The 22,886-nt window shown below is 35.2% G+C and carries 20 protein-coding genes, 4 tRNA genes and 1 pseudogene; 7 read left to right on the top strand and 18 right to left on the bottom strand.

Annotated elements, in window-relative coordinates:
- Positions 1-334: 334 nt before the first annotated feature.
- The 13 genes and pseudogenes from PCY07_RS05875 to ychF form a co-directional block, all read right to left on the bottom strand.
- Positions 335-1,309, bottom strand: a pseudogene (locus tag PCY07_RS05875) (IS30 family transposase).
- 111 nt (positions 1,310-1,420) lie between these two features.
- Positions 1,421-1,900 (bottom strand): hypothetical protein, encoded by a 480-nt coding sequence (locus tag PCY07_RS05870; protein ID WP_013904374.1) that lies wholly within the window; start codon positions 1,898-1,900, stop codon positions 1,421-1,423.
- 153 nt (positions 1,901-2,053) lie between these two features.
- Positions 2,054-2,125 (bottom strand) — tRNA-Glu (locus tag PCY07_RS05865).
- Between the two features lie 264 nt (positions 2,126-2,389).
- On the bottom strand, positions 2,390-4,363 hold the full coding sequence (gene ftsH, locus PCY07_RS05860; protein ID WP_301355504.1) for an ATP-dependent zinc metalloprotease FtsH: 1,974 nt from the start codon (positions 4,361-4,363) through the stop codon (positions 2,390-2,392).
- Positions 4,364-4,373: 10 nt separating this feature from the next.
- Entirely contained in the window at positions 4,374-4,916 is a 543-nt protein-coding gene (gene hpt, locus PCY07_RS05855; RefSeq protein ID WP_003018402.1) for a hypoxanthine phosphoribosyltransferase, read from the bottom strand.
- A 4-nt stretch (positions 4,917-4,920) separates the two neighbouring features.
- Positions 4,921-6,195, bottom strand: coding sequence for a tRNA lysidine(34) synthetase TilS (gene tilS / locus PCY07_RS05850; RefSeq protein ID WP_301355507.1), 1,275 nt, complete (start codon positions 6,193-6,195; stop codon positions 4,921-4,923).
- Positions 6,195-7,460 carry a serine hydrolase gene (locus tag PCY07_RS05845; RefSeq protein ID WP_003018427.1) on the bottom strand — a complete coding sequence of 422 codons (1,266 nt, stop codon included), beginning with the start codon at positions 7,458-7,460 and terminating at the stop codon, positions 6,195-6,197. Before PCY07_RS05845 ends, tilS begins: the two co-directional genes overlap by 1 nt.
- A complete protein-coding gene (locus tag PCY07_RS05840; protein WP_003018429.1) occupies positions 7,453-7,581 on the bottom strand; it encodes an SP_0009 family protein in 129 nt (42 codons plus the stop codon). Before PCY07_RS05840 ends, PCY07_RS05845 begins: the two co-directional genes overlap by 8 nt.
- 3 nt (positions 7,582-7,584) lie before the next feature.
- On the bottom strand, positions 7,585-7,953 hold the full coding sequence (locus PCY07_RS05835) for a septum formation initiator family protein (protein WP_003018410.1): 369 nt from the start codon (positions 7,951-7,953) through the stop codon (positions 7,585-7,587).
- Positions 7,946-8,212: an RNA-binding S4 domain-containing protein gene (locus PCY07_RS05830; RefSeq protein WP_003002258.1), complete on the bottom strand. Its 267-nt coding sequence runs from the start codon at positions 8,210-8,212 to the stop codon at positions 7,946-7,948. Before PCY07_RS05830 ends, PCY07_RS05835 begins: the two co-directional genes overlap by 8 nt.
- Before the next feature lie 68 nt (positions 8,213-8,280).
- Positions 8,281-11,775, bottom strand: coding sequence for a transcription-repair coupling factor (mfd, locus tag PCY07_RS05825; protein WP_301355510.1), 3,495 nt, complete (start codon positions 11,773-11,775; stop codon positions 8,281-8,283).
- Between the two features lie 4 nt (positions 11,776-11,779).
- A complete protein-coding gene (gene pth, locus PCY07_RS05820) occupies positions 11,780-12,349 on the bottom strand; it encodes an aminoacyl-tRNA hydrolase (protein WP_301355511.1) in 570 nt (189 codons plus the stop codon).
- Between the two features lie 68 nt (positions 12,350-12,417).
- Positions 12,418-13,533 carry a redox-regulated ATPase YchF gene (ychF, locus tag PCY07_RS05815; RefSeq protein WP_003009244.1) on the bottom strand — a complete coding sequence of 372 codons (1,116 nt, stop codon included), beginning with the start codon at positions 13,531-13,533 and terminating at the stop codon, positions 12,418-12,420.
- 177 nt (positions 13,534-13,710) lie between these two features.
- Between ychF and PCY07_RS05810 the strand changes: the two genes are divergently transcribed.
- Positions 13,711-14,208: a DUF1307 domain-containing protein gene (locus tag PCY07_RS05810; protein ID WP_003018398.1), complete on the top strand. Its 498-nt coding sequence runs from the start codon at positions 13,711-13,713 to the stop codon at positions 14,206-14,208.
- Between the two features lie 35 nt (positions 14,209-14,243).
- Here the strand turns inward: PCY07_RS05810 and PCY07_RS05805 are convergent, their stop codons facing one another.
- The 5 genes from PCY07_RS05805 to PCY07_RS05785 all read right to left on the bottom strand — a co-directional run bounded on the left by PCY07_RS05805 (position 14,244) and on the right by PCY07_RS05785 (position 19,383).
- A complete protein-coding gene (locus PCY07_RS05805) occupies positions 14,244-14,435 on the bottom strand; it encodes a DUF951 domain-containing protein (RefSeq protein ID WP_003018426.1) in 192 nt (63 codons plus the stop codon).
- A 12-nt stretch (positions 14,436-14,447) separates the two neighbouring features.
- Positions 14,448-15,584, bottom strand: coding sequence for a DNA polymerase III subunit beta (gene dnaN / locus PCY07_RS05800; protein ID WP_013904369.1), 1,137 nt, complete (start codon positions 15,582-15,584; stop codon positions 14,448-14,450).
- Positions 15,585-15,743: 159 nt separating this feature from the next.
- Positions 15,744-17,102: a chromosomal replication initiator protein DnaA gene (gene dnaA / locus PCY07_RS05795; RefSeq protein ID WP_003018430.1), complete on the bottom strand. Its 1,359-nt coding sequence runs from the start codon at positions 17,100-17,102 to the stop codon at positions 15,744-15,746.
- 266 nt (positions 17,103-17,368) lie between these two features.
- Positions 17,369-18,130, bottom strand: a complete 762-nt coding sequence (locus PCY07_RS05790) for a ParB/RepB/Spo0J family partition protein (RefSeq protein ID WP_013904368.1) — start codon at positions 18,128-18,130, stop codon at positions 17,369-17,371.
- 71 nt (positions 18,131-18,201) lie between these two features.
- On the bottom strand, positions 18,202-19,383 hold the full coding sequence (locus PCY07_RS05785) for a S1C family serine protease (RefSeq protein WP_301355513.1): 1,182 nt from the start codon (positions 19,381-19,383) through the stop codon (positions 18,202-18,204).
- 204 nt (positions 19,384-19,587) lie between these two features.
- Between PCY07_RS05785 and rlmH the strand changes: the two genes are divergently transcribed.
- The 6 genes from rlmH to PCY07_RS05755 all read left to right on the top strand — a co-directional run bounded on the left by rlmH (position 19,588) and on the right by PCY07_RS05755 (position 22,827).
- Complete coding sequence (rlmH, locus tag PCY07_RS05780) at positions 19,588-20,067, top strand: 23S rRNA (pseudouridine(1915)-N(3))-methyltransferase RlmH (RefSeq protein ID WP_003009233.1); 480 nt, start codon at positions 19,588-19,590, stop codon at positions 20,065-20,067.
- A gap of 42 nt (positions 20,068-20,109) precedes the next feature.
- Positions 20,110-20,183 (top strand) — tRNA-Arg (locus tag PCY07_RS05775).
- 344 nt (positions 20,184-20,527) lie between these two features.
- Complete coding sequence (locus tag PCY07_RS05770) at positions 20,528-21,868, top strand: GHKL domain-containing protein (RefSeq protein ID WP_003018423.1); 1,341 nt, start codon at positions 20,528-20,530, stop codon at positions 21,866-21,868.
- Complete coding sequence (locus tag PCY07_RS05765; RefSeq protein ID WP_003018434.1) at positions 21,865-22,623, top strand: response regulator transcription factor; 759 nt, start codon at positions 21,865-21,867, stop codon at positions 22,621-22,623. Before PCY07_RS05770 ends, PCY07_RS05765 begins: the two co-directional genes overlap by 4 nt.
- Before the next feature lie 50 nt (positions 22,624-22,673).
- A tRNA-Glu gene (locus PCY07_RS05760) sits at positions 22,674-22,745 on the top strand.
- Positions 22,746-22,753: 8 nt separating this feature from the next.
- Positions 22,754-22,827, top strand: a tRNA-Asn gene (locus PCY07_RS05755).
- Positions 22,828-22,886: the final 59 nt, after the last annotated feature.

Below are 22,886 nucleotides of genomic sequence, written 5' to 3'. Positions count from 1 at the left end.
TGTATTAGGCACGCCGCCAGCGTTCATCCTGAGCCAGGATCAAACTCTCATTAAAATAATTGTTTGTCTTAAACTCATTCTGTCACTGACAGATTTATTGTTTTTTATTGTTCAGTTACTACAACTTTCATTGTAGCGCCCTGCACATTGGTTCGTCTTGTTCAGTTTTCAAAGGTCTTTGTCGCTCTCTCGCGACAACTATATTAGTATATCATGACCTCTCTTTACTGTCAACACTTTTTTTAATTTTTTTTTATTTTTTTTGAAAGTTTTTTACTTCCCAATTGTCAAGTCAAGTACAACAAAGGTGTCCCTCTGATTAAGTGAGTTTTTCTCAAGCTGTTTGATTTAGCTCAAACAGCTTTTTTGCAGACTGATAACCAAGGATTCGTCTCGGTCTTTCATTGATGCCCTTTGAAATGAACTCTCTTAGTAGTCCATTGAAATGTTCATTTGTACCTTGGTCATAAGATGAATAGGCATGAGCAAAATAAACATCTAAGCCCTCTATCTCACCCAATGAAGAAAATTTGTTTCCATTATCCTTAATGATGGACTTAATCGGGTAAAGCTTCATAGACTCTAATACGGCTTGATTGACATACTCTGTCTTCTTCTCTACGAGTTTCTTTGTGATAGCATAACGTGTTTGTCATTCTACCAAGGTCAGAATAGAAGGTTCTCCTACTGTCTTCCCCCCCAGAACAGAATCGATTTACCAATCTCCAAAACGGGAACGATTATTGATTTCTTCTGGTCTTTCTTTAATTGACTTTCCTAGATGTTTCTTGGTAAAGGGGCGCTTGCTAAATTTCTTACGGATCCGCACTGCTCTTGGCAAATCAATAACCATAATCTCTAACAATCCATGATGGATATAGATATAGAGCGTCTTGGTTGAAGGTACAACTACATCTACATGTTTTAATTTATAGGTGTGAACAAATGTATCCACGCTATGTATTCTTGGTTTCTCTTTCATAGCTTCTGTAAATTCTATCAGAAAGTCGTCTGAAACACGATCCAGTTTCAGATAATAACTGGCTTCTCTAGCATAACGATAACGATTTTGGACAGCATCTGCATAACAGTGTTGATAGTAAACCTTCTGCCCATTTACTTTTTTCACTTGTGTTATGGAACCTTTATTAATTTCACAAGTAATAGTAGAGCGATTTTTCCCCAGTCGACGAGCAATTTCCGCAGGTTTGATTCCTGAGCATAAATAAGCCTCAATTTTTCCTCGTTCAGCTTCAGATAAGTGTTTGTAGGCTTGATTTGTGGTAGAATAATTTGTGGACACGTTCATTTTCCTTTATACTGTTTTTCGCAACTCTAGTATGTCAGATGAACATGTCTTTTTTGTTGCACTTCATTTTACAACAGGGCAAGTTTTTTTAACTCTTTTAACTTTTTGTTTTTAAATAGAATTTTTAAAATCTTTTAGATAGTTTTCTAATTTCTTTTTCATTTTTGTTTTTCCTAGACACCTTCTGTTTGTTAGTAATGCTTCATATTGTTCTTTTTCTTTTACTGTTAATTTTTCTTTAAAACGTTTTAAAGAATCTCTTAGTACAACCAACTCATCTAAATATATTTCTCTTGATGAAATTCTGTGGCTAATTTCTCCTATTTCAACATAGGGAAGTCTATTTATTTTTCTTTTATCACTTTCCTGTTGTCTTATTTTATCTTTAATATGATTTCTAAATTTCGTTTTAAAGTATTTATAAAGTAATTCTTCATTTGTTTCAATTTCAGGATTTTTTTGATAAAGTTCAAAGAGAGTTAGCTGTCCTTCTTGTTCCCAATCATCCTTTTCCCATAACTGAATATAATATTCCTTTTCACATTTTCTTACGATATATTTTACTTTTTGATACATTTTATTAAATTCCATAAGCTCTCCTTTACTTTTATCTGTATTTTATAAAAATAAAGAAGCCCAATGGACTTTTTTTCTATTCTGCACGTTTTTTCAACTATTTGGTCATTATTTTAACTATTTTGTCCAAATACAAAGAAAAACTGCCACTTGGTGACAGTTTTTCAATAGTCCGTACGGGATTCGAACCCGTGTTACCGCCGTGAAAAGGCGGTGTCTTAACCCCTTGACCAACGGACCATTTTTACAACATATTCTATTATACAGAATATTTTTACTCTGTCAACACTTTTTTAATAAAAAAGAAGGAAAAGTCCATTTTGGACGATTTTCTTCAGTCTTTTTTAAAAAATAGAGAAAGTAAAAAACTCTTAAGAATAGCGCGATATCAGCATTCCTAAGAGTTTTCACTATATGGTACCCAACCTACAAAATAGCAATGTTTCTATTGCTGGTAGGGTTTGTCTACGTTCTGAAAGAAGGAAATATTTTCCTTCTATTAAATTAGTTGTTTTCTTCTAATTTTGACTTAATCTCATCATATGATAGAGGTTTTGCTTCTTCTTCTAATTCATGCTCTGAATTTTCAGGCATTTTTCCTGTTTCATATAATGATTTAATTTGAACACTATCCAAGGTTTCATATTTTAATAGAGCTTCAGCAATCAGTTTGTGTGTTTCTCGATTTCCTTGAATAATTTCCGCAGCTTTATTACGGGCTTCATTCAACAGATTACGAACTTCTTCATCAATTTCGTAAGCTGTTCTTTCTGAAATCATTTTTTGTGGGCTTTGGGCACCAAACATCGCATGATTTCCTTCATATTGAACAGGTCCAAGTTTTTCACTCATACCATATTCTGTCACCATTGCACGCGCCATTTGGGTTGCTTGTTCAAAGTCATTTGAAGCACCTGTTGTTTGCGAATTGAAAATAATTTCTTCGGCAACACGTCCTCCCATGAGCCCTGCTAATTGTTCTTTCATGTCCTCTTTAGAAAGTAACATTTGATCTTCTTTTGGAAGGGCAATCATGTAACCACCTGCGCGACCACGTGGAACAATGGTAACTTTATGAACCACACGAGCATTTGATAAGACCAAACCAACAATTGTATGACCAGCTTCGTGATAAGCAACCATTTCTCGTTCTTTTTGTGAAATCGTCCGATCTTTCTTAGATGGACCTGCAATAACACGATCTTCTGCTTCATCGATGTCAGCAGCATCAATTACTTTTTTATTTCGACGAGCTGCAACCAAGGCTGCTTCATTCAAAACATTTTCGAGATCAGCACCGACAAATCCTGGTGTCTGTTGAGCAACCAATTTTAAGTCCACATCTTGAGCAAGTGGCTTATTCTTAGCATGAACACGAAGAATTGCCTCACGACCCTTCACATCTGGACGTCCAACTAATACTTTACGGTCAAAACGGCCAGGACGAAGAAGGGCAGGGTCAAGGACATCAGAACGGTTAGTTGCTGCGATAACAATGATTCCTTCGTTGCCTTCAAAACCATCCATCTCAATCAAAAGTTGGTTGAGGGTTTGTTCACGTTCATCATTTCCGCCACCAAGACCTACACCACGTTGGCGCCCAACAGCATCAATTTCATCGATAAAGATAATGGCTGGTGCTGCTTTTTTAGCATCTTCAAAAAGTGAACGAACCCGGCTAGCACCGACTCCGACAAACATTTCAACGAAGTCAGAACCAGAGATACTGAAGAATGGCACCCCAGCTTCACCAGCTACTGCTTTTGCTAAAAGGGTTTTACCAGTTCCCGGAGGGCCTTCAAGAAGAACACCTGCTGGAATCCTTGCTCCCAATTTAGTAAAGCGTTTTGGATCTTTCAAAAACTCAACTACTTCAACAAGTTCTTGTTTTTCTTCTTCAGCTCCTGCCACATCTGAAAAACGAACTTTAATATCTTCTTTATTAGCAGCACGGGCTTTATTGCGACCAAAGTTCATTGCGCCTCTGGCACCTCCGCCACCGCCTTGGTTCATCATAGAGAAGAAGAAGAACATGACGATAACAAATGGAACAATTGAAGTGAGAATTGTTATCCACATGCCACTTGAGCTCTCACGCTTGATGGTGATTTCTGCTTTGTGGTCAGCTGCTAATTTTTGTAATTCATTGACGGTGATATCAGATGGAAGGATGACACTAGTAAAGCGAGATACTTTTTGAACACTTGGGGTAAAAAATTGAATTCCTGTATCTTCTTTTGATTCTTTTGCTTTATTATAGGTCCCTGCAATTTCAATCACACTACCATTCGGTTGGTAACTAATCGTCTTTACATTGTCATTTTTAATTTCCTTGACCAATTCTGTGTAGTTGATTTGCTGACTTTGACCAACTCCATTACCCGCAAAAAAGTACTGGAATCCTGTCACAGCCGCTACAATAATCAACAAATACAGAAAAGGATTTCGAACAAAACCGTTGTTTTTTCTGTTATTCATCTAGTCTCCTCTATTTTGAGTACACTTCTTCTTTTAATACACCAACATATGGTAAGTTACGATAATTTTCATCATAGTCTAAACCATATCCGACAACAAACTCATTTGGAATCGTAAAGCAAGTGTAATCTGCTTCAATCTCAACCAAACGTCCCTCAGGTTTATCCAGTAAGGTAGCAATCTTTACAGATGCTGCATTTCGTTCTTCAAAGAGTTCTTTCAAACTCTTGAGGGTTTTGCCTGTATCGATAATATCTTCTACAAATAAAATATCTCTACCAGTAATATCTTGGTCGATATCCTTGATAATATTAATAATACCTGAGCTTGCTGTACCACCATGATAACTTGAAACCAGCATAAAATCCAATTCAATATGTGTATCTACGTGGTTGATCAACTCTGCCATAAATGGAACAGAGCCTTTCAAAATTCCAACAAAAATTGGATTTTTTCCTTGGTACTCTTTTGTTAGGGTTTCACCCAATTTCTTTGCTGCTTCTACAATTTCATCATGTGAAACCAATACTTTTTTTATATCTTTTTCTAACATGTTTTTACCTATCTATTTTTTGAATATAAAGACTATCTTTCATTATACCACTTTTTGAGGGCTGACTCAAATCACTCGTTACCAATCCCACTACAGAAAGAATATTATGATTTTGTTCTATAATGAGAGCCTTTTGCCGAAGAGAAATTGGAATTTTATGGTTGATGAACCACCGTCTTAATTTTTGATGGTGGCCATTAACAAGCAGCTGATCTCCTTCCTTTCTCCTTCTAATTAAGATGGGAGTTTCGCGTGAAACAGAAAGAATTTCTACATTTTCCCCTACTAATGGTTGTCCAAAAGATAGTTTATAATTTGCAATTTCAAAGATATTCCCAAATTCTAACAAAAATGGGAGGGGGTGGTCATCCGACTTTTGACTGATTTTTTGTATTTTAAAGAAATCATATTCTTGATGTAGTTCATAATTCGACTTTAAATAATGAACGCAATTTCTTTTTTTTCGCAGTAAATCTAATAATTCTTGAAACTGTACCCTACCAAGTTGCAAATCTGGAAATTGTGCCAGATACTCTTCTAATAAGAATGATTGTACAGAATGAGAATACGTTCTAAAAGAAGATAAATCTTGAATGGTTAACTCGCTAGTCAATTCTTTCAGTGCTTGGTGCCAATGAGTCACTTCCTCTGCTAAATAACGAAGACTTACTTGCATTTGGGGATTTTCTTTTTCAAATTCAGGAAGGTATTGATGGCGTACACGATTTCGAAAATAATCCTGTGAGTCATTGCTACTGTCTTCAAAGTGAGGGATTTCCATCAACTCATCTTTGGTAAAAGTTAACAAAGGACGGATTAACTCACCCTTGCCAAATGGTTGGCGTACAGAAATACCACTTAAATGGCGTAATTTTGTTCCTCGTATCAAGCGCATGAAAGTTGTTTCAGCTTGATCATTTGCATGATGACCCGTTACTAAAGCGGTGCAATCCTCTTTCTCCATAATCTGTTTAAAAAAATCATAACGAAAGGTACGAGCTTTTGCTTCCGTAAAATCACCCGAATAGTGAGCCACATGAATACGTGTCTCTCGCCTATCAGCTAGCGTTCGAAGTTCCCTTTCTTCTAAATCCGATTCTGGTCTTTGTCCATGATTGACATGAGCGAGTACCAGATGGATTTTCAATCGTTCTTTATTCTTATATAAAAGTTCATACAGATTCATTGAATCCAATCCACCAGATAAGGCAACCAAAACACGGCGATGGGGAGTAAATAGATCTTGTTTTTCACAAAACTCTAAAAATCGCTTTTCCATTATTTCAATACCTCATAGATATCTTTTGAAATGTTGGAAATCGTATCATAATTCGAATGATCTGTAAAAATGGCTATTACATAGGGTGAATTTGTGTATACAATCGCAACATCATGTCTAAAATCATAGGCATCTCCAATTTTATGAGCAACCTTTACTGGAAGGTCACGCGCAATCCGTTGATCATCATATTTTGTAGAGGAGAGCGCATCAATAATAGGGCCATTCTGTTGATAAACAGCTTCCATGACATTGCCAGCCATTTCAGCGGATGCTTCTCTTTTTTCAACATCCCAATGTTTTTTTGCAATTTTATCCAAAGTTTTTTGGAAATCTTGATCTGATTGATGAGTGACATAATAATTCAAGATATTATGTCCAACATTATCTGATTCTTTTGCAATTTTATCTACCAACTCTTGAACACTATATTCTTTTCCATCTGGTGTTTTTGAAAGACTACCACTTCCTTCTGGTTCATAGCCTCCTTTGAAATCATTTACTTCTGGAATATACTTGTAGGTTGTAGATGGAGAAATGGCTTTTTTATTGAGTTGTTCTTGGACGTAGTACAAGTATGGTAATTTCGTTACACTGGCAGAATACATTTCTTTTTGCGGATTGATTCCAGCAGTATTTCCAGTCTCTAATTGTTTCACATAGATTCCATACGCAGAAGAATTGTATTTACTATTTAACAAGTTCTGGACTTTTTCCATTCGATTATCTTTTTCAGTGACGAATGCTTTGTTCACCCAGCCCTGACCTTCAATCTCCACAAACTCATCTCGTAAAGTCTTAGCTGTACGTAAGACTGTCACTTTTGTATAAGGAGAAAGAGGTGTATTTTTTTCTTGTGCACCATTTATTAAGGGTCGGTCGTACACTTTAAAACCAGGTTTTAGCCACATGGCTTGTTTTTTTTCTTGTGTTTCTTGTACAACATCAGAAAAAATGACAGAAGAATCTGCTAATACATATCCTTTATCTGCTATTTTAAATACAGCTTTCCTTTCATCATTTACAAAGAGTTGTTCGATTGTAAACGGTGTGTTGGGAAGAATTTCTCCTTTTGCTTTTTTCAACTGAGGATCAGAAAAAACAGAAATTTTGCGATAGACATTAGGGTTCGCTGGAATTGAAGAAAAATAAATTTCTGATGGATGAGCCATTGTCTGAGAAGACTCAGACTGCTCTACACTCGCTGCTTGAGACCCAATAAATAAAATTGGAACTAACAATAGGAGCAGAAATCGTTTAGACACTTGTATTCCTTTCCTTTTCATCCTTTTGAAGTTTGACCATTTGATTTTTCTTTTTTAATTCCTCTAATTTTTCATCCGAAAATTCAAGAAATTGTTTAACTGTTTGTAAGATATTTTCCATCGGTTATTGGGGGAGTAAATCTGGGATGGTATAAACATATTCACCATCTTTTGAAAAAGAATACTTTGCGCGTGCATATTTTGTTGCATAATCATCGTCTTTTAATTTTTTAGCGATGTCTTGTTGGTATTCTTTTTGTTCACTTGTTTCTTTATACTCTTTTTCCAACTGTTTATATTGTTCTTTTTTATCTTGTAGCGATTGATAGCTCTGGGCTAAATTATAAGTTGGAAGAATAAATAATAACATGACCAATATCAAAACGATCCCTAGAAAACGATTACGTTTTTTTCTTTCTTCTTCTAAAAAACGTTTTCGCTGACTTTCGTCTTTGATATATTTATTGTTCATTTGAACGATATTTTTAGGCATCTTCTTCTATCCTTGTTTCACTAATTATTTCGTACATTTTGGATGCATCTTCTTTTTTTGTACTATCCAACATTTCCAAGACTTTAACCGTCAATACTTTATTTCCAAAACGAACTTCAATTTGATCATTCACTTTCAAATCCGTTGAACTTTTAGCTAATACTCCATTGACTTTGATTCGCCCTTTATCTGCAACTTCCTTTGCAACAGGACGACGCTTAATAATGCGAGAAACTTTTAAATATTTATCTAATCTCATACTGTCACCTCTAACATAGTATTGTATCATTTTTTATACATAAAATGCGAAAAATGAGCTAAGAACTGCTAGTCCTTTTCTTTTTCCTGTTTAATTTCCAATAAGGTTTGACCAAATTGCTTCAGAGCTTCTAAAATTTCAAAATCTTTCTTATTTCGAATATCGAAGATCACTTCAATCAATCCCTTTTCTTCTGCAATCTGTGCCTTCAACTGTGTCATTGACAGAGCTTTGAAATAATCCTGTGTTAAAAACAGTTGTTTGGCAATAGGTTCAAATTTCACTGTCACTTTTTGTTGTTTTCTCTCAACAAGACGGACAAAGACTTGATCCAAGTATGCTTTCACTAAACCAATTTCAAGTAGGTAGGCCACAACATCTGGGTATTCTCCAAAACGATCGATCAATTCATCTTGCAAATATTCATAGTCCGTCGCAGAATTCATTTCACGAATTTGTTTGTAAATTTCAATTTTTTGACGTTGATCTGAAATATATTCATTAGGTAAATACGCATCTATTTGAAGGTTCAACTCTGCATTACTCTTTTGCCTGCGATGCTCTTGGCCTTGTTTTTTAGCAATAGCTTCTTCTAACAATTGGGAATACATTTCAAAACCAACTGAATCGATGAAACCAGATTGAGAAGCTCCAAGGATATTCCCTGCTCCACGGATCGATAGATCTCGCATAGCAATTTTAAATCCAGACCCCAACTCAGTAAAACCCTTAATAGCTTCTAAACGTTTTTCAGACACTTCTGTAAGAGATTTGTCTGGACGATACATCAAATAAGCATAAGCAATTCGATTGCTTCGTCCCACACGACCTCTTAGTTGATAAAGAGTCGAAAGTCCCATATGATCCGCATTTTCAATAAAGAGTGTATTGGCATTTGGAATATCCACACCTGTCTCAATAATGGTTGTCGTCACTAAGACATCGTATTCGCCATTAATGAAATCCAACAGGGTATTTTCTAAGCGAATTTCACTCATCTGACCATGAACAAAGCCAATCGAAGCCTCTGGAATCAACTCTTTTAATTCAGACACCTTTTGTTCAATTGTATCTACCTTATTGTAAAGATAATAGGCCTGTCCTCCACGATCCATCTCCCGCAACACAGCATCTCGAATAATGGTTGGATTGGTCTCTAATACAAAAGTTTGCACAGGATACCGATTGGTCGGAGGTGTTTCGATGACAGACAAATCTCGAATTCCTAGCATAGACATATGAAGAGTTCGAGGTATAGGGGTAGCTGTCAAGGTAAGCACATCCACCTTTTTTTTCAATTCTTTCAAGGTTTCTTTGTGCTTCACTCCAAAACGTTGTTCTTCATCGATCACGATTAAGCCTAAGTCTGAAAAAACAACATCTTTGGACAAGAGCCGGTGAGTTCCAATAATAATATCCACTCGTCCTTTTTTCAACTTTTCAAGCGTTTCTTTCTGCTCTGCCTTACTCTGGAAACGACTTAAAACAGCAACCTCTACTGCAAAAGATTCAAAACGTTCCTTAAAATTGGCATAATGTTGTTGGGCAAGCACAGTGGTAGGAACCAGCACTGCTACTTGTTTATGATCATTTACTGCCTTAAAGGCTGCTCGCATAGCGACCTCTGTTTTCCCAAAACCGACGTCTCCAACCAGCAATCGGTCCATCGGACGATTCGATTCCATATCTTTTTTGATTTCTTCAATGGAACGTAATTGATCATCTGTTTCAATATATGGAAAATCTTGTTCAAAAGCCTCTTGATTTTCATCATCTTTGGAATAGGCAAATCCTTCTAATTGACTACGCTCAGCATAAAGTTTTATCAAATCATCTGCAATGTCCTCCACCTGGGTCTGAACCTTTTGCTTCGTTTTTTGGAAACGCCCATCATTTAACTTGTTAATTTTTGGCGCTTTTCCATCACTTGCAACGTATTTGGACAACATCTGAATCTGATCGACAGGAATCGAGATGCGATCTCCATTTTGATATTGAATTGAAACATAATCACGATGGACACCCGAAATTTCAATCGTTTCAATTCCCAAATATTGACCAATACCATGAACTTGGTGAACAACATAGTCCCCTTTTTCTAATTCATTATAATTTTTTAGGCGTTCTGCATTGGAAATATTTTGCCTGCGAATCTTTCGTTTGATCTTTTTCTGATAAATCTCTGATTCTGTAATGTAGACAATTTTTTCATCAACAAATTGAAAACCGTGAGCTAATTCTCCAACGACTAATTGACTAGCTTGAGGAATGATCGTATCCCCATCAATATAATCTAATCGAATCCCATACTCTTCTAAATTTTTATGGAGCTGTTGAAGATTGTGATGAGAAGTTGCTTGGACAATAACAGTATAGTTTGATTTTCGATACCGTTCAATTTCCTCTTTTAGTAAATCAAATTGTCCAAAAAACTCCTGCATGGGATATTGATTGAATTGATACAAATGATCAAACTTCAGATTTCCCAATCCTTTTTGAAAGTTTGAAAAATAAGTTGCAGGCGTATATTTTCGTAATGTTGTACTGGTGTCTGCAAAATACACTTGGCGAGAAGAAGCTCTATTTTTATGTAAATCTTCCGTCAAGAGATTAGCTGTATCTAGTTCAAATCTCGCTATTTGATCTGCTATTTTTTGATAATCATCCAGAAAGACTGGAGTATGTTTAGGGAGATAATCGAATAGGGTATATTGCTTCTCGTAAAAGAAACTAATAAATTTTCTAAGATCCGGATGGAGTTTCCTTTGAGAAATATCTCCCAGAATTTCTGCTAGATAAGATTTAAATTCTTCATTCGCGCTCTGTTCTTGCAATTGTTCTATTTGCTTCTGACCACGGATAAAATCTTCCTCTTGCAACAATAGATCACTCACTGCCTTCAGTTGAACTTCTTCAACATTTTCAACAGAACGCTGACTTTCTGGGTCAAAGATTCGGATTCCATCAATCTCATCTCCGAAAAATTCAATCCGATAGGGTTGGAGTTGTTCGATCTCAAAGATATCTAAAATATCTCCTCGTAGACTGAACTCTCCCTGCTGCAAAACTTGGCTCACCTTTTGATAGCCAATTTTCTGTAATGTTTCACTCAGAGTAGTTAAGTCTATTTCTTGACCAACCTTCAATTGAAAAATATTAGATGAAAAAACTTTAGGAGAAGGTAATAGTAGTTTTATACCACTCACATTTGTCACAAGGATGCCTTGACGATCTTCTTGACATAAAAAGTTCAAAGCCTCTAATCGTGCAAATTGCCTTTCTTGTGAAGCAAAAACAAATTCTGCTAAAGGGTTATCATCTCCCAAAAATGTATGGACTTTGTCTTCTCCAAGTAAGGCAATAAAATCACTGGCCAATCGTTCTGCTTCGTTATAACTGGAAGTGATGAGGACTGCTTTTTCAATAGAATCAAAGGCTGAAGCCATTACAATAGCCTTTGTGGTCGCAGACAATCCTAAGATCAATTCCCTATTATTTTTTTGCAAACCTTGTTGCCAGGATAGAAGGTTGGAGTTTTGACTCACTAAATCAATTACATTCATCTACTTACCCGTTGTATTTCTGCATGCTTCTTTCAAAATTTTCTTCTACCAAGTAATCGTTAACCGCTTCTTCTACTCGATCGATTGTTTGTAGAATGGTGATGTAATCGTCTTTATCAAATTTTCCTAAGACATGATGAACAACTGTCCTGCCCGGCTTAGGTCTTCCAATTCCAATCTTAATTCGATAAAAAGTCTGAGTTCCAATATGATTAATAATCGATTTAATTCCGTTATGACCTCCAGCTGATCCTTTAGCTCGAAGACGAATCTTGCCAACTTCCATATCTAAATCATCGTAAATAACCAAAAGATCTTCAATATCCAGACCATAATAAGTCAGAAGGGCATGAACTGCTTTTCCACTATCATTCATAAAAGTGGTTGGCTTTACAAAATAGACCTTTTCTCTATTCAAAAATGTTGAGGCGATATCAGCTTGAAAAATCTTATCATGGGAGAAAGTAAGATTTAAAGACTTTGCCATTTGATCAACTAACATAAAGCCTACATTGTGTTTCGTTTCAAAATACTTATCACCTGGATTTCCCAATCCAACAATTAATTTCGTCATCTCTTTCCTTTCAAAACACTAAAAGGGTTGGAAATATTTTTTCCAACCTTTACATTTTTTTAACTCTCTTATACATTAAAACGGAATTCCATGATGTCCCCATCTTGGACAACATATTCTTTTCCTTCTTCGCGCAAGCGTCCTGCTTCTTTAACAGCCTTTTCAGAACCGTATTTGACCAAATCATCATAGGACATGGTCACGGCACGAATAAATCCTTTTTCAAAATCAGAGTGGATGATTCCAGCTGCTTGAGGAGCTTTCATGCCACGTTTGAAGGTCCAAGCACGCACTTCTTTTTCACCAGCTGTGAAATAAGTGCCAAGTCCCAACAAGTGATAAGCTGCACGCGTAAGTTTATCAACTCCAGACTCTGTTAGGCCAATCGCCTCTAAAAATTCTTGTTTATCTGCATCATCTAGCTCAGAAATTTCTTCCTCAGCACGCGCAGAAATCACCACTACTTCCGCATTCTCTGTTGCCGCAAAGTCACGAATTTGCTTCACATAGTCAATAGAGTCTGGATCTGCAACAACATCTTCATCCACATTTGCTACATAAAGAACTGGTTTGGTAGTCAAAAGGAAAAGTCCTTTCACCACTTTTTGTTCTTCCTCCGTGAATTCAATGGTCCGAGCTGATTTTCCATCTTCAAGAACTGGTTTGATTTTTTGTAGAACATTAAATTCCGCAACAGAATCCTTATCTTTTTGTGTGCGAGCAATTTTTTCTACACGCGCATAGCGTTTATTGACAGACTCTAAGTCGGCTAAAATTAATTCTAAATTGATGGTATCAATATCTGCCAGTGGATCGACAAAGGCATCTTCACGACCTTGCTCCCGCATGACATTTTCATCATCAAAAGCACGTACCACATGGACAATGGCATCTACTTCACGGATGTTAGCCAAGAATTTATTACCAAGTCCTTCTCCTTTAGAAGCCCCTTTAACGATCCCCGCAATATCTGTAAATTCAAATGTTGTAGGAACCGTCTTCTTAGGAGTAATCATTTCAGTTAATTTTTGAAGTCGTTCATCTGGAACTTCTACCATCCCGACATTAGGATCAATAGTTGCAAAGGGATAGTTTGCGGCCTCTGCTCCTGCTTTTGTAATTGCGTTAAATAGGGTTGATTTACCAACATTTGGTAAGCCAACGATACCTGCTGTTAATGCCATTTTTCTTTTTTCTCCGTTCAAATTTCAATCTCTTTCATTATAACATAATTCAAAAGACAAGTGATGAAAAATGAAATATTTCATGACCTTTGAAACTAGATTTTTCATCAAACTGTAACGTTCTAAAAAGATAAATATGGTATACTCTATTTAACAATGAACAAAGGAGTTTTTCAGATGAAAAAACAAACATGGAAATCTATTTTTCTTTCTTTAATTGCTATCTTTACTCTCTTTCTTCTTGGAGCTTGTGGACAACAATCTGTTCAAAAATCCTATCTTCAGGGAATCAGCCAAGAAAAGAAAACAGATGTTCGTATTACAATAGAACATAAAGGAGATAAAGCGATCAGTAACCAAACCACCACTACTATTTATTACAAAGAAGCGGGAGTTACGAAAGATCAATTAAAGGAAATGATCGATAAATATGATGAAGAATACAAGGATGTCAAAGGATTCACACATTCTGCTGAATACAAAGACGATTATATGGTTGAAAAAACAACACTAAATTATGAAAAGGCAGACTTAGATCAACTAATTGAAAAGAAATTAGTAACAACACAACAAGATAAAAAAGTCGACTATATCAGCTACAAATCAACTGTAGATCTGATGAAACAAAGTGGTTTCAAAGAAGTTAAAAATGGAAAATTTGAAGAATTAAAATAATCGAAAAGGTTCGGTCACATAAGTGACCGAACCTTTCATAATACTCTCTTCATTTTCTGTTCAAAATCATGGCGACTCATCATGACCACATGATCACAATTGCTACACTTAATTTTTATGTCTGCACCAAGTCGCGTAATTTCCCAACGATTTGCCTTCTTGCCTGTTTCTTTTATCACACAAGCGTGTGGCTTTTTCATTTCTACAAAATCACCTAACGTATACATGATTCACCTTTGTTAATTTGTGCGAACTGGCGTAATTAATTGAATGAACCCTTGTTCATTTCCTTCTGGAACCAATGTAAACGGTCTAACAGAAGAAATAAAGCGAATAACAACTTGTTCACTGTCAATAGCTTTGAGCGCCTCAATCAAATAAGTTGGATTAAAGCTAATGGACAAATCCTCTCCTGAAACGGCGCTAGTATCGATCTCTTCATTTACTCGTCCAACTTCTGGTGAATGAACATGGGAAGAAACCACCCCATTTTTGAATTCTAATTTAACCGTTCCGTTTTGAGTCGCATTTGAAAGAAGACGAGCACGCTCCATTGCAAATCGAAGGTTAGCCACATTGAAGGTTGCCTCTGTATTGAACTCTGTTGGAATCAGACGGTCTGTGTCAGGGTAATTTCCTTCTAGCAAACGGGTATAGAAACTAATGTGTTCACTTCTAAAGAGAATTTGATTGTTAGCAAAGAAAACTTCAACTGTTTCAATATCATCAGAAAAGACAGAGGTGAATTCACGAAGAGAACGACTTGGGATGACAACATCAAAGTTGTCTCCATTTTTCTCCAGTGTAATCACTTTTTGACTCATACGGTGAGAATCAGTTGCCACTGTTTTTAAATCTTTATTATCTGATAAAACAAAGTGAACACCTGTCAAAATTGGACGACTTTCTTGTACACTTGCTGCAAATGCCGTTTCATTAATTAATTGTTTTAATAATTTTGTTTCCAAAACTAATGGATTACTTGCAACAATTTCTTGAATACGTGGATATTGATCTGCATCTTTTCCTTTAAGTGTAATTTCTGATTTTCCACTTGTTAAAAGAACCTGTTTTTGTTCAATCTCTTTAAAATCTAAAGTAACATCTGGTAAACTTGAAACCACATTAATAAAGAAAGTTGCTTCCAATAAAATAGAACCTGGAGAAGTCACCAATAAACCAGCATTTTCATCTTTGATAGAAATAAAGTTTTCAATCGAAATTTGGCCATTCGATCCAGATAAGGCAACTCCTTCTGGAGTTACATCAATTTTAATCGTGGAGAGGATTGGAATAGCATTTTTTGAACTGATAGCTCTTTTTGTAGTATTTAGTGCTTGTAAAAATAAAGTTTTATTAATAGAGAAATTTATCATGGTCTTTCCTTTTTATTATTTTATTATTAGTAAGTTAATAGTAATAGTAGGTTGTGTGAAAATTGTGGAAAACTCTCGGAACCCTATATACGAATTGAATAGTTACTTGTTAAAAAAATGTGAATAACCCCTAGAGGTTTAGAGAAAGTTATCCACAGATTAATTTAATTTTTTCTTGATACTTTGGATTTCAAGTCGTAGATTATCATCCGTGTCTACCATACTTTTAATTTTTTCATAGGCATGAATCACAGTTGTGTGGTCTTTTCCTCCAAATTCTTTTCCGATTCGAGGAAGTGAGTTGTCCGTCATCTCTCTTGAAAGATACATGGCTACTTGTCGTGCTAGGACAATATTCTGAACTCTTCGAGAACCTTTGATTTCTTTTACACTGACTCCATAGAAAGCCCCTACAGCTTCTTGAATTTTTTCAATGGGGATGACAAGCATCTGGCTACTGTCGTTTTTACGAGCTCGAATAGCTTCAGCTGCAACATCGATCGTAATTTCTTTTAGTTTTTTCACCTTTGCCATTAAGGAAATATCATTTAAGGCACCCTCTAAGTCTCGGACATTTGAATCAAACTGACCAGCTAGATATTCAAGTGTGTCATTAGGAAAAATATAGTCTAGATCTTCAATTTTATTCCGTAAGATGGCAATTCGAGTTTCAAAATCAGGTGGTGTTATATTTTGCGTTAATCCCCATTTGAAACGAGTAACCAACCGCTCTTCGAGACTATCTAAATGATCTGGACTTCGATCGCTTGTTAGAACAATCTGTTTGTTGTCGCTATGGAGGGCATTAAAAGTATTAAAGAATTCCTCTTGAGTGGTTACTTTTTTCCCACCAAGTGACTGGATATCATCGATTAATAAAAGATCAAGACTTCGATAGGTATTCTTGAAAGTCTTCATTTCTCCTAATCGAAGGTGCTCTAAAAATTCATTAATAAAGGTTTCTGCTGGGACATACTTGACCCGTGCATTGGGAATATTTTCTAGGATTTGATTTCCAATTGCATTCAGTAAGTGAGTCTTTCCAAGCCCTGGTCCACCATAGATAAAGAGAGGGTTGTAAGTTGTTGCAAGATTTTCAGAAACTGCAAGCGCTGCTGCTTTAGCCCAAATATTTCCATCTCCTTGCACAAAATTATCAAAGGTATACTTCGATTTCAGACCTGTATCAATTTTAGGCAACGGTTCGGTTGTCAAGCTACCTGAAGATAGTCTCCTATTCTCACTGCTATGACTGTTAGGAAGTTCTTCGAGATCTTCAAAAATAAACTGGAATTTTAAATCTGTATTGTAGACTTCAAAACTGGCTGTGATCAAAGCGTTTTTTAGATTTGTTTCCCAAAATAATTCTTTATAATTACCATCAAGATAAATGGTAGCTGTCTCTCCATCGATTTTAACTAATTTTGAATCGGCGACAAAAAAGTCATACGCACTATCTTTTAGTTGTAATTGGGCTAATTCTAAAAAACGAGTCCAAAATTGCTCTTCTTGTGACACTATAAGACTCCCCTCCTTTTCTGGAATTGTATCAAATCGTACTTACTCCTATTCTACCACAAACGAAAATAGTTTTCCACAGGCTAAATTTTTAGGAAGTAAATTATATTTTAAAACTTTTCCACAAGTTGTGGATTTGAATTCACATTGTTTTTAAAAGTTATCCACAAAGTGGGGATAACTAGAGAATATCCCTGTTCTTCTACTATTTGTAAAAGATTTTTATGGTGGAAAAGCTTGTCGATACAAAAATAAAAATAACAGCCTTATTTGAGGCTGTTGATAATTCGTTGGTATTCATCAAGACTTGAAAAAGAAATTTGGATAGTTCCTTTATTTTGAGAAGAGGAGTGTATCGTCACATCTGTTCCTAATATTTTTTTCAATCGTTGTTCCTCTTCTAGTAGGAAGTTTTCTTTTACTCTTTTATTTTTCTGTTTTCTTTTTGAACTGATCTTGTTTTCTAATGTTCGAACATTTAAATGATCCTGTTTGATTCGCTCCAACCAAAAGCATTGCTCTTTTTCATCAAGAGGAACAAGAACACGAGCGTGAGCCGAAGAAATATCATTTTGAATGACTGCTTCTTGAACAGAGGGAGCTAGATGTAACAAGCGAAGCATATTGCTGATATAGGGTCTAGATTTTCCCATAAATTGAGCGATTTGGTCGTGCTTATAGCCATGATCAACTAGTTTCTGGTAGGATATAGCTTCTTCGATTGGATTGAGATCTTCTCGTTGAAGATTTTCGATAATGGCTTGTCGCATCATTTCTTGATCCGTTAACTCTTTAATAATCGCAGGAACAAGCTCTAATCCAGCAATTTTTGAAGCTCTAAAACGTCTTTCACCTGCAAGCAATTCAAAACCAATTATTGGAGATTTTCTGACAATAATGGGTTGAATTAAGCCATTTTCTTTGATTGACTGAGCCAGTTCTTCTAATTTTTCTTGATCAAATACTTTTCTTGGTTGGAAAGGATTAGTTCGAATGTCCTTTACCGCTATCTTTTCTAATTTTTCCATCTTATGAATAGAATAACACACCTTTACAAATTCGTAAAGGTGTGTTTACAAGTATGTCAAGAGGATAAGAATTACTCACTAAGATCCTCAGTTGATTTTGTTAACTTGATAGAAGTTGTTTGTTGTTTTCCATCACGATAGAATGTGACCTTGATCGTATCATTGATTTGGTGAGAATAGAGGGCAGATTGTAAATCTGCAGTTGACTCGATATCTGTATCGTCGATCTTTGTGATCACATCGTAGCGTTGCAATTTATCTGAAGCAGGCATATTTTCAAGTGTTGAACGAACCAGTACTCCTCCAGAGATTTTTTCAGGTAGTTTTAATTGGCTTAAATCAGAAGTTGAAAGGTTGGATAAATCCATCATTTGGATTCCAAGAGCTGGTCGAACTACTTTTCCTTTTTCTTCTAGTTGCTTGATAATATTGACAACATCATTTGCAGGAATTGCAAATCCCATTCCTTCTACTGAAGTTTGTCCGTTATTTGAAATTTTACTTGAGGTAATCCCAATGACTTGTCCTTGAATATTGATTAATGGACCTCCAGAGTTTCCTGGGTTGATGGCTGCGTCTGTTTGTAGGGCGCGTGTAGAGATATTTTGTCCATTATCGGCTTTCAATTTCACATTGCGGCCTTGGCTGGAAATAATTCCTTGGGTAACAGAATTAGCATAATCTGTTCCAAGAGGGCTACCAATTGCAATTGCAGTCTCACCGACTGTTAATTGGTTTGAATCTCCGAATTCAGCTACTGCTTTTGCTTTATCCGCACTAATACGAACGACTGCAATATCAGAATAGACATCTGACCCAACTACTTCTCCGGGGACTTTATTCCCATCTGCTAAAAGAATATCTACTTTTTTAGCACCATTGATTACATGGGTGTTGGTAACAAGGTAGGCATATTTTCCTTCTTTTTTATAAATGACCCCAGAACCTTCACTAGAAATTTGTGAATCAGAGTTTTCTTCTTTTTCAAATAACCCTTGATTCGAAGAATCAGAATAAGTAATCACAGAAACTACAGCATTTTTCACCTTATCGACGGCCTCACTAGTTGAGGTTGTGTTTTTATAAGCTGTTTTAACAGTGGTTGAGTGGACTTGCTTACTTTCAGTATTTGAAGTAGAAGAATGAGATGTTTTTAAGGTTAAAAAGGTTCCAAGAATCCCACCTAGAAAACCTACAACAAAAATGAGGGCTATGTTCCCAACTTTTTTCAGTAAATTAGATGAAGATTTCATATTTTCCTCCTAAGGCTATCAAATTGTCTAAAGTATAGACAAACTTTCTTAATTATATCTTAAATAACTAAAGTTATCCACAATTTGTGGATAACTTGTAGAAATTAGTTGAGAAATGGCTTTAAAAAGGACTTTATAGAATAGATTTCCTTTCTATAGCTGTGGATTATTTGTGGAATTGAAGAATTATGCTACAATAGGGGAATGAAAATAAAATTGATAACCGTTGGAAAATTAAAAGAAAAATACTTAAAAGATGGGATCGCGGAGTATATTAAAAGGCTTGGTCGATTTGCAAAAGTAGAACAGGTTGAGTTAGTTGATGAAAAAACTCCAGATCGTGCTAGTCAACTCGAAAATCAACAAATTCTTGAAAAAGAGGGGGAACGAATTCTCTCTAAAATTTCAGATAAGGAATATGTGATTGTATTGGCCATCGAAGGAAAACAATTTCCTTCAGAGAAATTTAGTCAAACGATTGACCAGATTATGACATCTGGTTATTCAAACCTTACTTTTGTTATTGGAGGCAGTCTTGGTCTGTCTCCTGAAGTGAAAAAAAGAGGAAATCTATTAATGAGCTTTGGTCAATTAACTCTTCCTCATCAGTTGATGAAATTAGTGTTGGTGGAACAAATCTATCGTGCTTTCATGATTCAACAGGGGAGTCCTTACCATAAATAACCTTGACGCTCCTTCCTTTTTCTGCTAAAATGAAGTAAGTTCGGTCTCATAGCTCAGCTGGATAGAGCATTCGCCTTCTAAGCGAACGGTCGCAGGTTCGAATCCTGCTGGGATCAAATAAAAAACGTGGTTTGTACTACGTTTTTTTTTTACAAAATGTATATTATTTCATCATTGCTTATTTTTTGTAAAAATGGAATAGAAAGATAAAAATTTTTAAAAAAACAAGTCATAATTTTCTTAAAAATAGTTAAAATCCCTAGATAGTAATGATTTTAAATTATAAAAATCATGTAAAGTAGTTTTCAATCGTGTAACAAATTCATTAAAAACATTACAATTTCATCTGATCCCTTTAATTTTATTCTATTTTATATTATAATTTTTGTATATAAAAATTTATTTTTTTATAATAATACCAGAGTATAATAAAATAGAAAAACAGAGTGGGAGAGTTTGTGTGTTTCAGTCATTAGTCTTGTCCTTTATTTTAGGGGGGATCATTGTTCTGACGTTTGCATTAGTAGACGAAAAAATATATCAAGAACATCGATTTCCGTATATCTTTCTTCTGAGTACCTTTGTTTTACTCTTTGAGAGCCTTTTAGTATTTTTAGACATGACTTTATTTTCAAATATTCAACTTTCCGATTTGAATATGCTCTTGTGGCCGGTTTATTTATACCCTTATTATCATTATGCAAATCGAACGAATCGTTTGTGTTCTATTTTTTATTCTTTTTTTACTTATTTAGCGGTTGAAGGAACAGCAACATTTCTGACGATTATTGTCTCTTCAGTAATAGGAGATGCTTTTGTAGCAGCTCATTCGATTGTTTATAATATGTTTATTCGTTTGGTTTCTTTAGGAATCATTTTGAAGTTAATTGACTTATTTGAATTTGATTTCACTCCTTTTTATGAAGAAGAATTTGAAAAGTATTTAAAGATATTGATTTCTGTCTATTTTGCTATATTTGTAGTGATCAATTTTGCTTTATGGATTAGTGAACAAGCGCAATTTAAAAATTTTGGAAGTATGTTGGCAACGATTTGTTTTTTCACTTTTGTAGTCAGCCTATTCCACATGAAAATTGAGCGAGATCAGTATCGAAAAAATTTGGAACTGGAGTATAAAGAATTTTCTGAGCAACAAATGAGTCGTTATATGGCTGAGATTCAAAGTCTCTATTCTATTGTAAGGGGTTTTCGTCATGATTTAGGAAATTTAGTTATTTCTATGTCACTAGCCATTGAGGAAGAAAATATTCCAGAAATTCGAAGAATCCATAGAGAAGTATTGGAAAAAAGTTATAAAAAAATTAACGCAGAAGAATTATCAGGATTTAATTTAGTCAATATAAGAGATTCTGCTTTACGAAGTATTTTGATTCGAGGTTGGTTGGATGCAAGAGATGCTGGGGTAGAAATGACCTTTGAAACAAGTGAACCAATTGAGCAACTACCAGTCGATTTATTGGATATCGTGAGAATTGTTGGGATTCTAGTGACGAATGCTTTGGAAGCTTCAAAAGAAGCAGAAGAAAAGAAGGTTCATATTGCTATTTTCTCCATTTCAAAAATTGTTTACTTAGTGATTCATAATACGACAAACGAAATCACTTTTGATATAAGAAAAATATATGAAGAAGGGTATTCGACAAAAGGAGAAAACAGAGGACTAGGATTAAATAATGTGAGAAAAATCTTAGCAAATTATGGAACGATGTTTTTAGAAACGGAATTGCAAGGAAATCGTTTTTTACAAGTTTTGAAGATTGGAGGATATGAACAAGAATGAAGATTTTTTTATTAGAAGATGAGCTCTCTCAACAGATACGGGTAGAAAAACATATTGCAGAAATTGCTAAGGAATTAGAAATTAAACTTGAAGTGATTTCTACCGGTAAAATTACGGAATTTGAAAATTATATCCAGCATTCTGAGATCCACCAATTATATTTTCTAGATATTCACATCCAAGACAATGAGTATTGTGGGCTAGAAATTGCTCAAAAAATACGAGAAGCAAATCCTTATGCCATTATTGTTTTTATTACTACAAAATCGGAATTTGCTTCTATTACCTATCGTTATAAAGTATCTGCCTTGGATTTTATTGATAAAAATTTGAATGAAGATTTATTTAGATTAAAAATTAAGGAGTGTATTGAGTACTTGACAACTATTCAAATTGGAAATGATGATTTGACAGATTATTTCGAGTATGATTTTAAAGATAAAAAAATTAAAATTCCATTTAAGGATATTCTTTATATCGAAACGGTTGGTTCAGCTTATAAATTAAACTTAGTTGGGAAAAATTTTCAAAAAGAAATTGCAGGAAGTTTATCAGATGTCTTGGAGAAGGATGTGGAGGAGAGATATTTTAGTCCTCATCAATCTTTTATCGTAAATAGAAGTATGATCATTGGAATGGATAAGAAAAAGAAACAGCTGCTGTTGAAAGAAGGGTATTCTTGTCCAATTTCAAGAAGTAATATCAAACGTGTCAAAAAATTAATTGAAGAGCAAAATTTAGAATTTAGTGCTTGACAATTAGTTATATTCTGATATAATGAGATATGTTCTGTTAATGAATATATGGTCCGTTGGTCAAGGGGTTAAGACACCGCCTTTTCACGGCGGTAACACGGGTTCGAATCCCGTACGGACTATATCTCATTCCGCCATAGCTCAGTTGGTAGTAGCGCATGACTGTTAATCATGATGTCGTAGGTTCGAGTCCTACTGGCGGAGCTAGTATAGCACCCATTTGGGTGTTTTTTTATTTTGAAAAAGCTAGGATAATTGCTATC

Origin of the sequence: Streptococcus sp. SP1, assembly GCF_030440005.1 — a bacterium.
Lineage (GTDB): Bacteria > Bacillota > Bacilli > Lactobacillales > Streptococcaceae > Streptococcus > Streptococcus parasanguinis.
This window is presented reverse-complemented; position numbering and strand designations above follow the sequence as displayed.

Bases quoted from the DNA above. Each gene is read 5' to 3' on its own strand.
- PCY07_RS05785 (WP_301355513.1), bottom strand. From the start codon at position 19,383: ATGAAATCTTCATCTAATTTACTGAAAAAAGTTGGGAACATAGCCCTC.
- pth (WP_301355511.1), bottom strand. From the start codon at position 12,349: ATGACGAAATTAATTGTTGGATTGGGAAATCCAGGTGATAAGTATTTT.
- PCY07_RS05810 (WP_003018398.1), top strand. From the start codon at position 13,711: ATGAAAAAACAAACATGGAAATCTATTTTTCTTTCTTTAATTGCTATC.
- PCY07_RS05765 (WP_003018434.1), top strand. From the start codon at position 21,865: ATGAAGATTTTTTTATTAGAAGATGAGCTCTCTCAACAGATACGGGTA.
- PCY07_RS05835 (WP_003018410.1), bottom strand. From the start codon at position 7,953: ATGCCTAAAAATATCGTTCAAATGAACAATAAATATATCAAAGACGAA.
- PCY07_RS05830 (WP_003002258.1), bottom strand. From the start codon at position 8,212: ATGAGATTAGATAAATATTTAAAAGTTTCTCGCATTATTAAGCGTCGT.
- hpt (WP_003018402.1), bottom strand. From the start codon at position 4,916: ATGTTAGAAAAAGATATAAAAAAAGTATTGGTTTCACATGATGAAATT.
- PCY07_RS05840 (WP_003018429.1), bottom strand. From the start codon at position 7,581: ATGGAAAATATCTTACAAACAGTTAAACAATTTCTTGAATTTTCGGAT.
- PCY07_RS05790 (WP_013904368.1), bottom strand. From the start codon at position 18,130: ATGGAAAAATTAGAAAAGATAGCGGTAAAGGACATTCGAACTAATCCT.
- dnaN (WP_013904369.1), bottom strand. From the start codon at position 15,584: ATGATAAATTTCTCTATTAATAAAACTTTATTTTTACAAGCACTAAAT.
- PCY07_RS05870 (WP_013904374.1), bottom strand. From the start codon at position 1,900: ATGGAATTTAATAAAATGTATCAAAAAGTAAAATATATCGTAAGAAAA.
- mfd (WP_301355510.1), bottom strand. From the start codon at position 11,775: ATGAATGTAATTGATTTAGTGAGTCAAAACTCCAACCTTCTATCCTGG.
- ychF (WP_003009244.1), bottom strand. From the start codon at position 13,533: ATGGCATTAACAGCAGGTATCGTTGGCTTACCAAATGTTGGTAAATCA.
- ftsH (WP_301355504.1), bottom strand. From the start codon at position 4,363: ATGAATAACAGAAAAAACAACGGTTTTGTTCGAAATCCTTTTCTGTAT.
- PCY07_RS05805 (WP_003018426.1), bottom strand. From the start codon at position 14,435: ATGTATACGTTAGGTGATTTTGTAGAAATGAAAAAGCCACACGCTTGT.
- rlmH (WP_003009233.1), top strand. From the start codon at position 19,588: ATGAAAATAAAATTGATAACCGTTGGAAAATTAAAAGAAAAATACTTA.
- tilS (WP_301355507.1), bottom strand. From the start codon at position 6,195: ATGGAAAAGCGATTTTTAGAGTTTTGTGAAAAACAAGATCTATTTACT.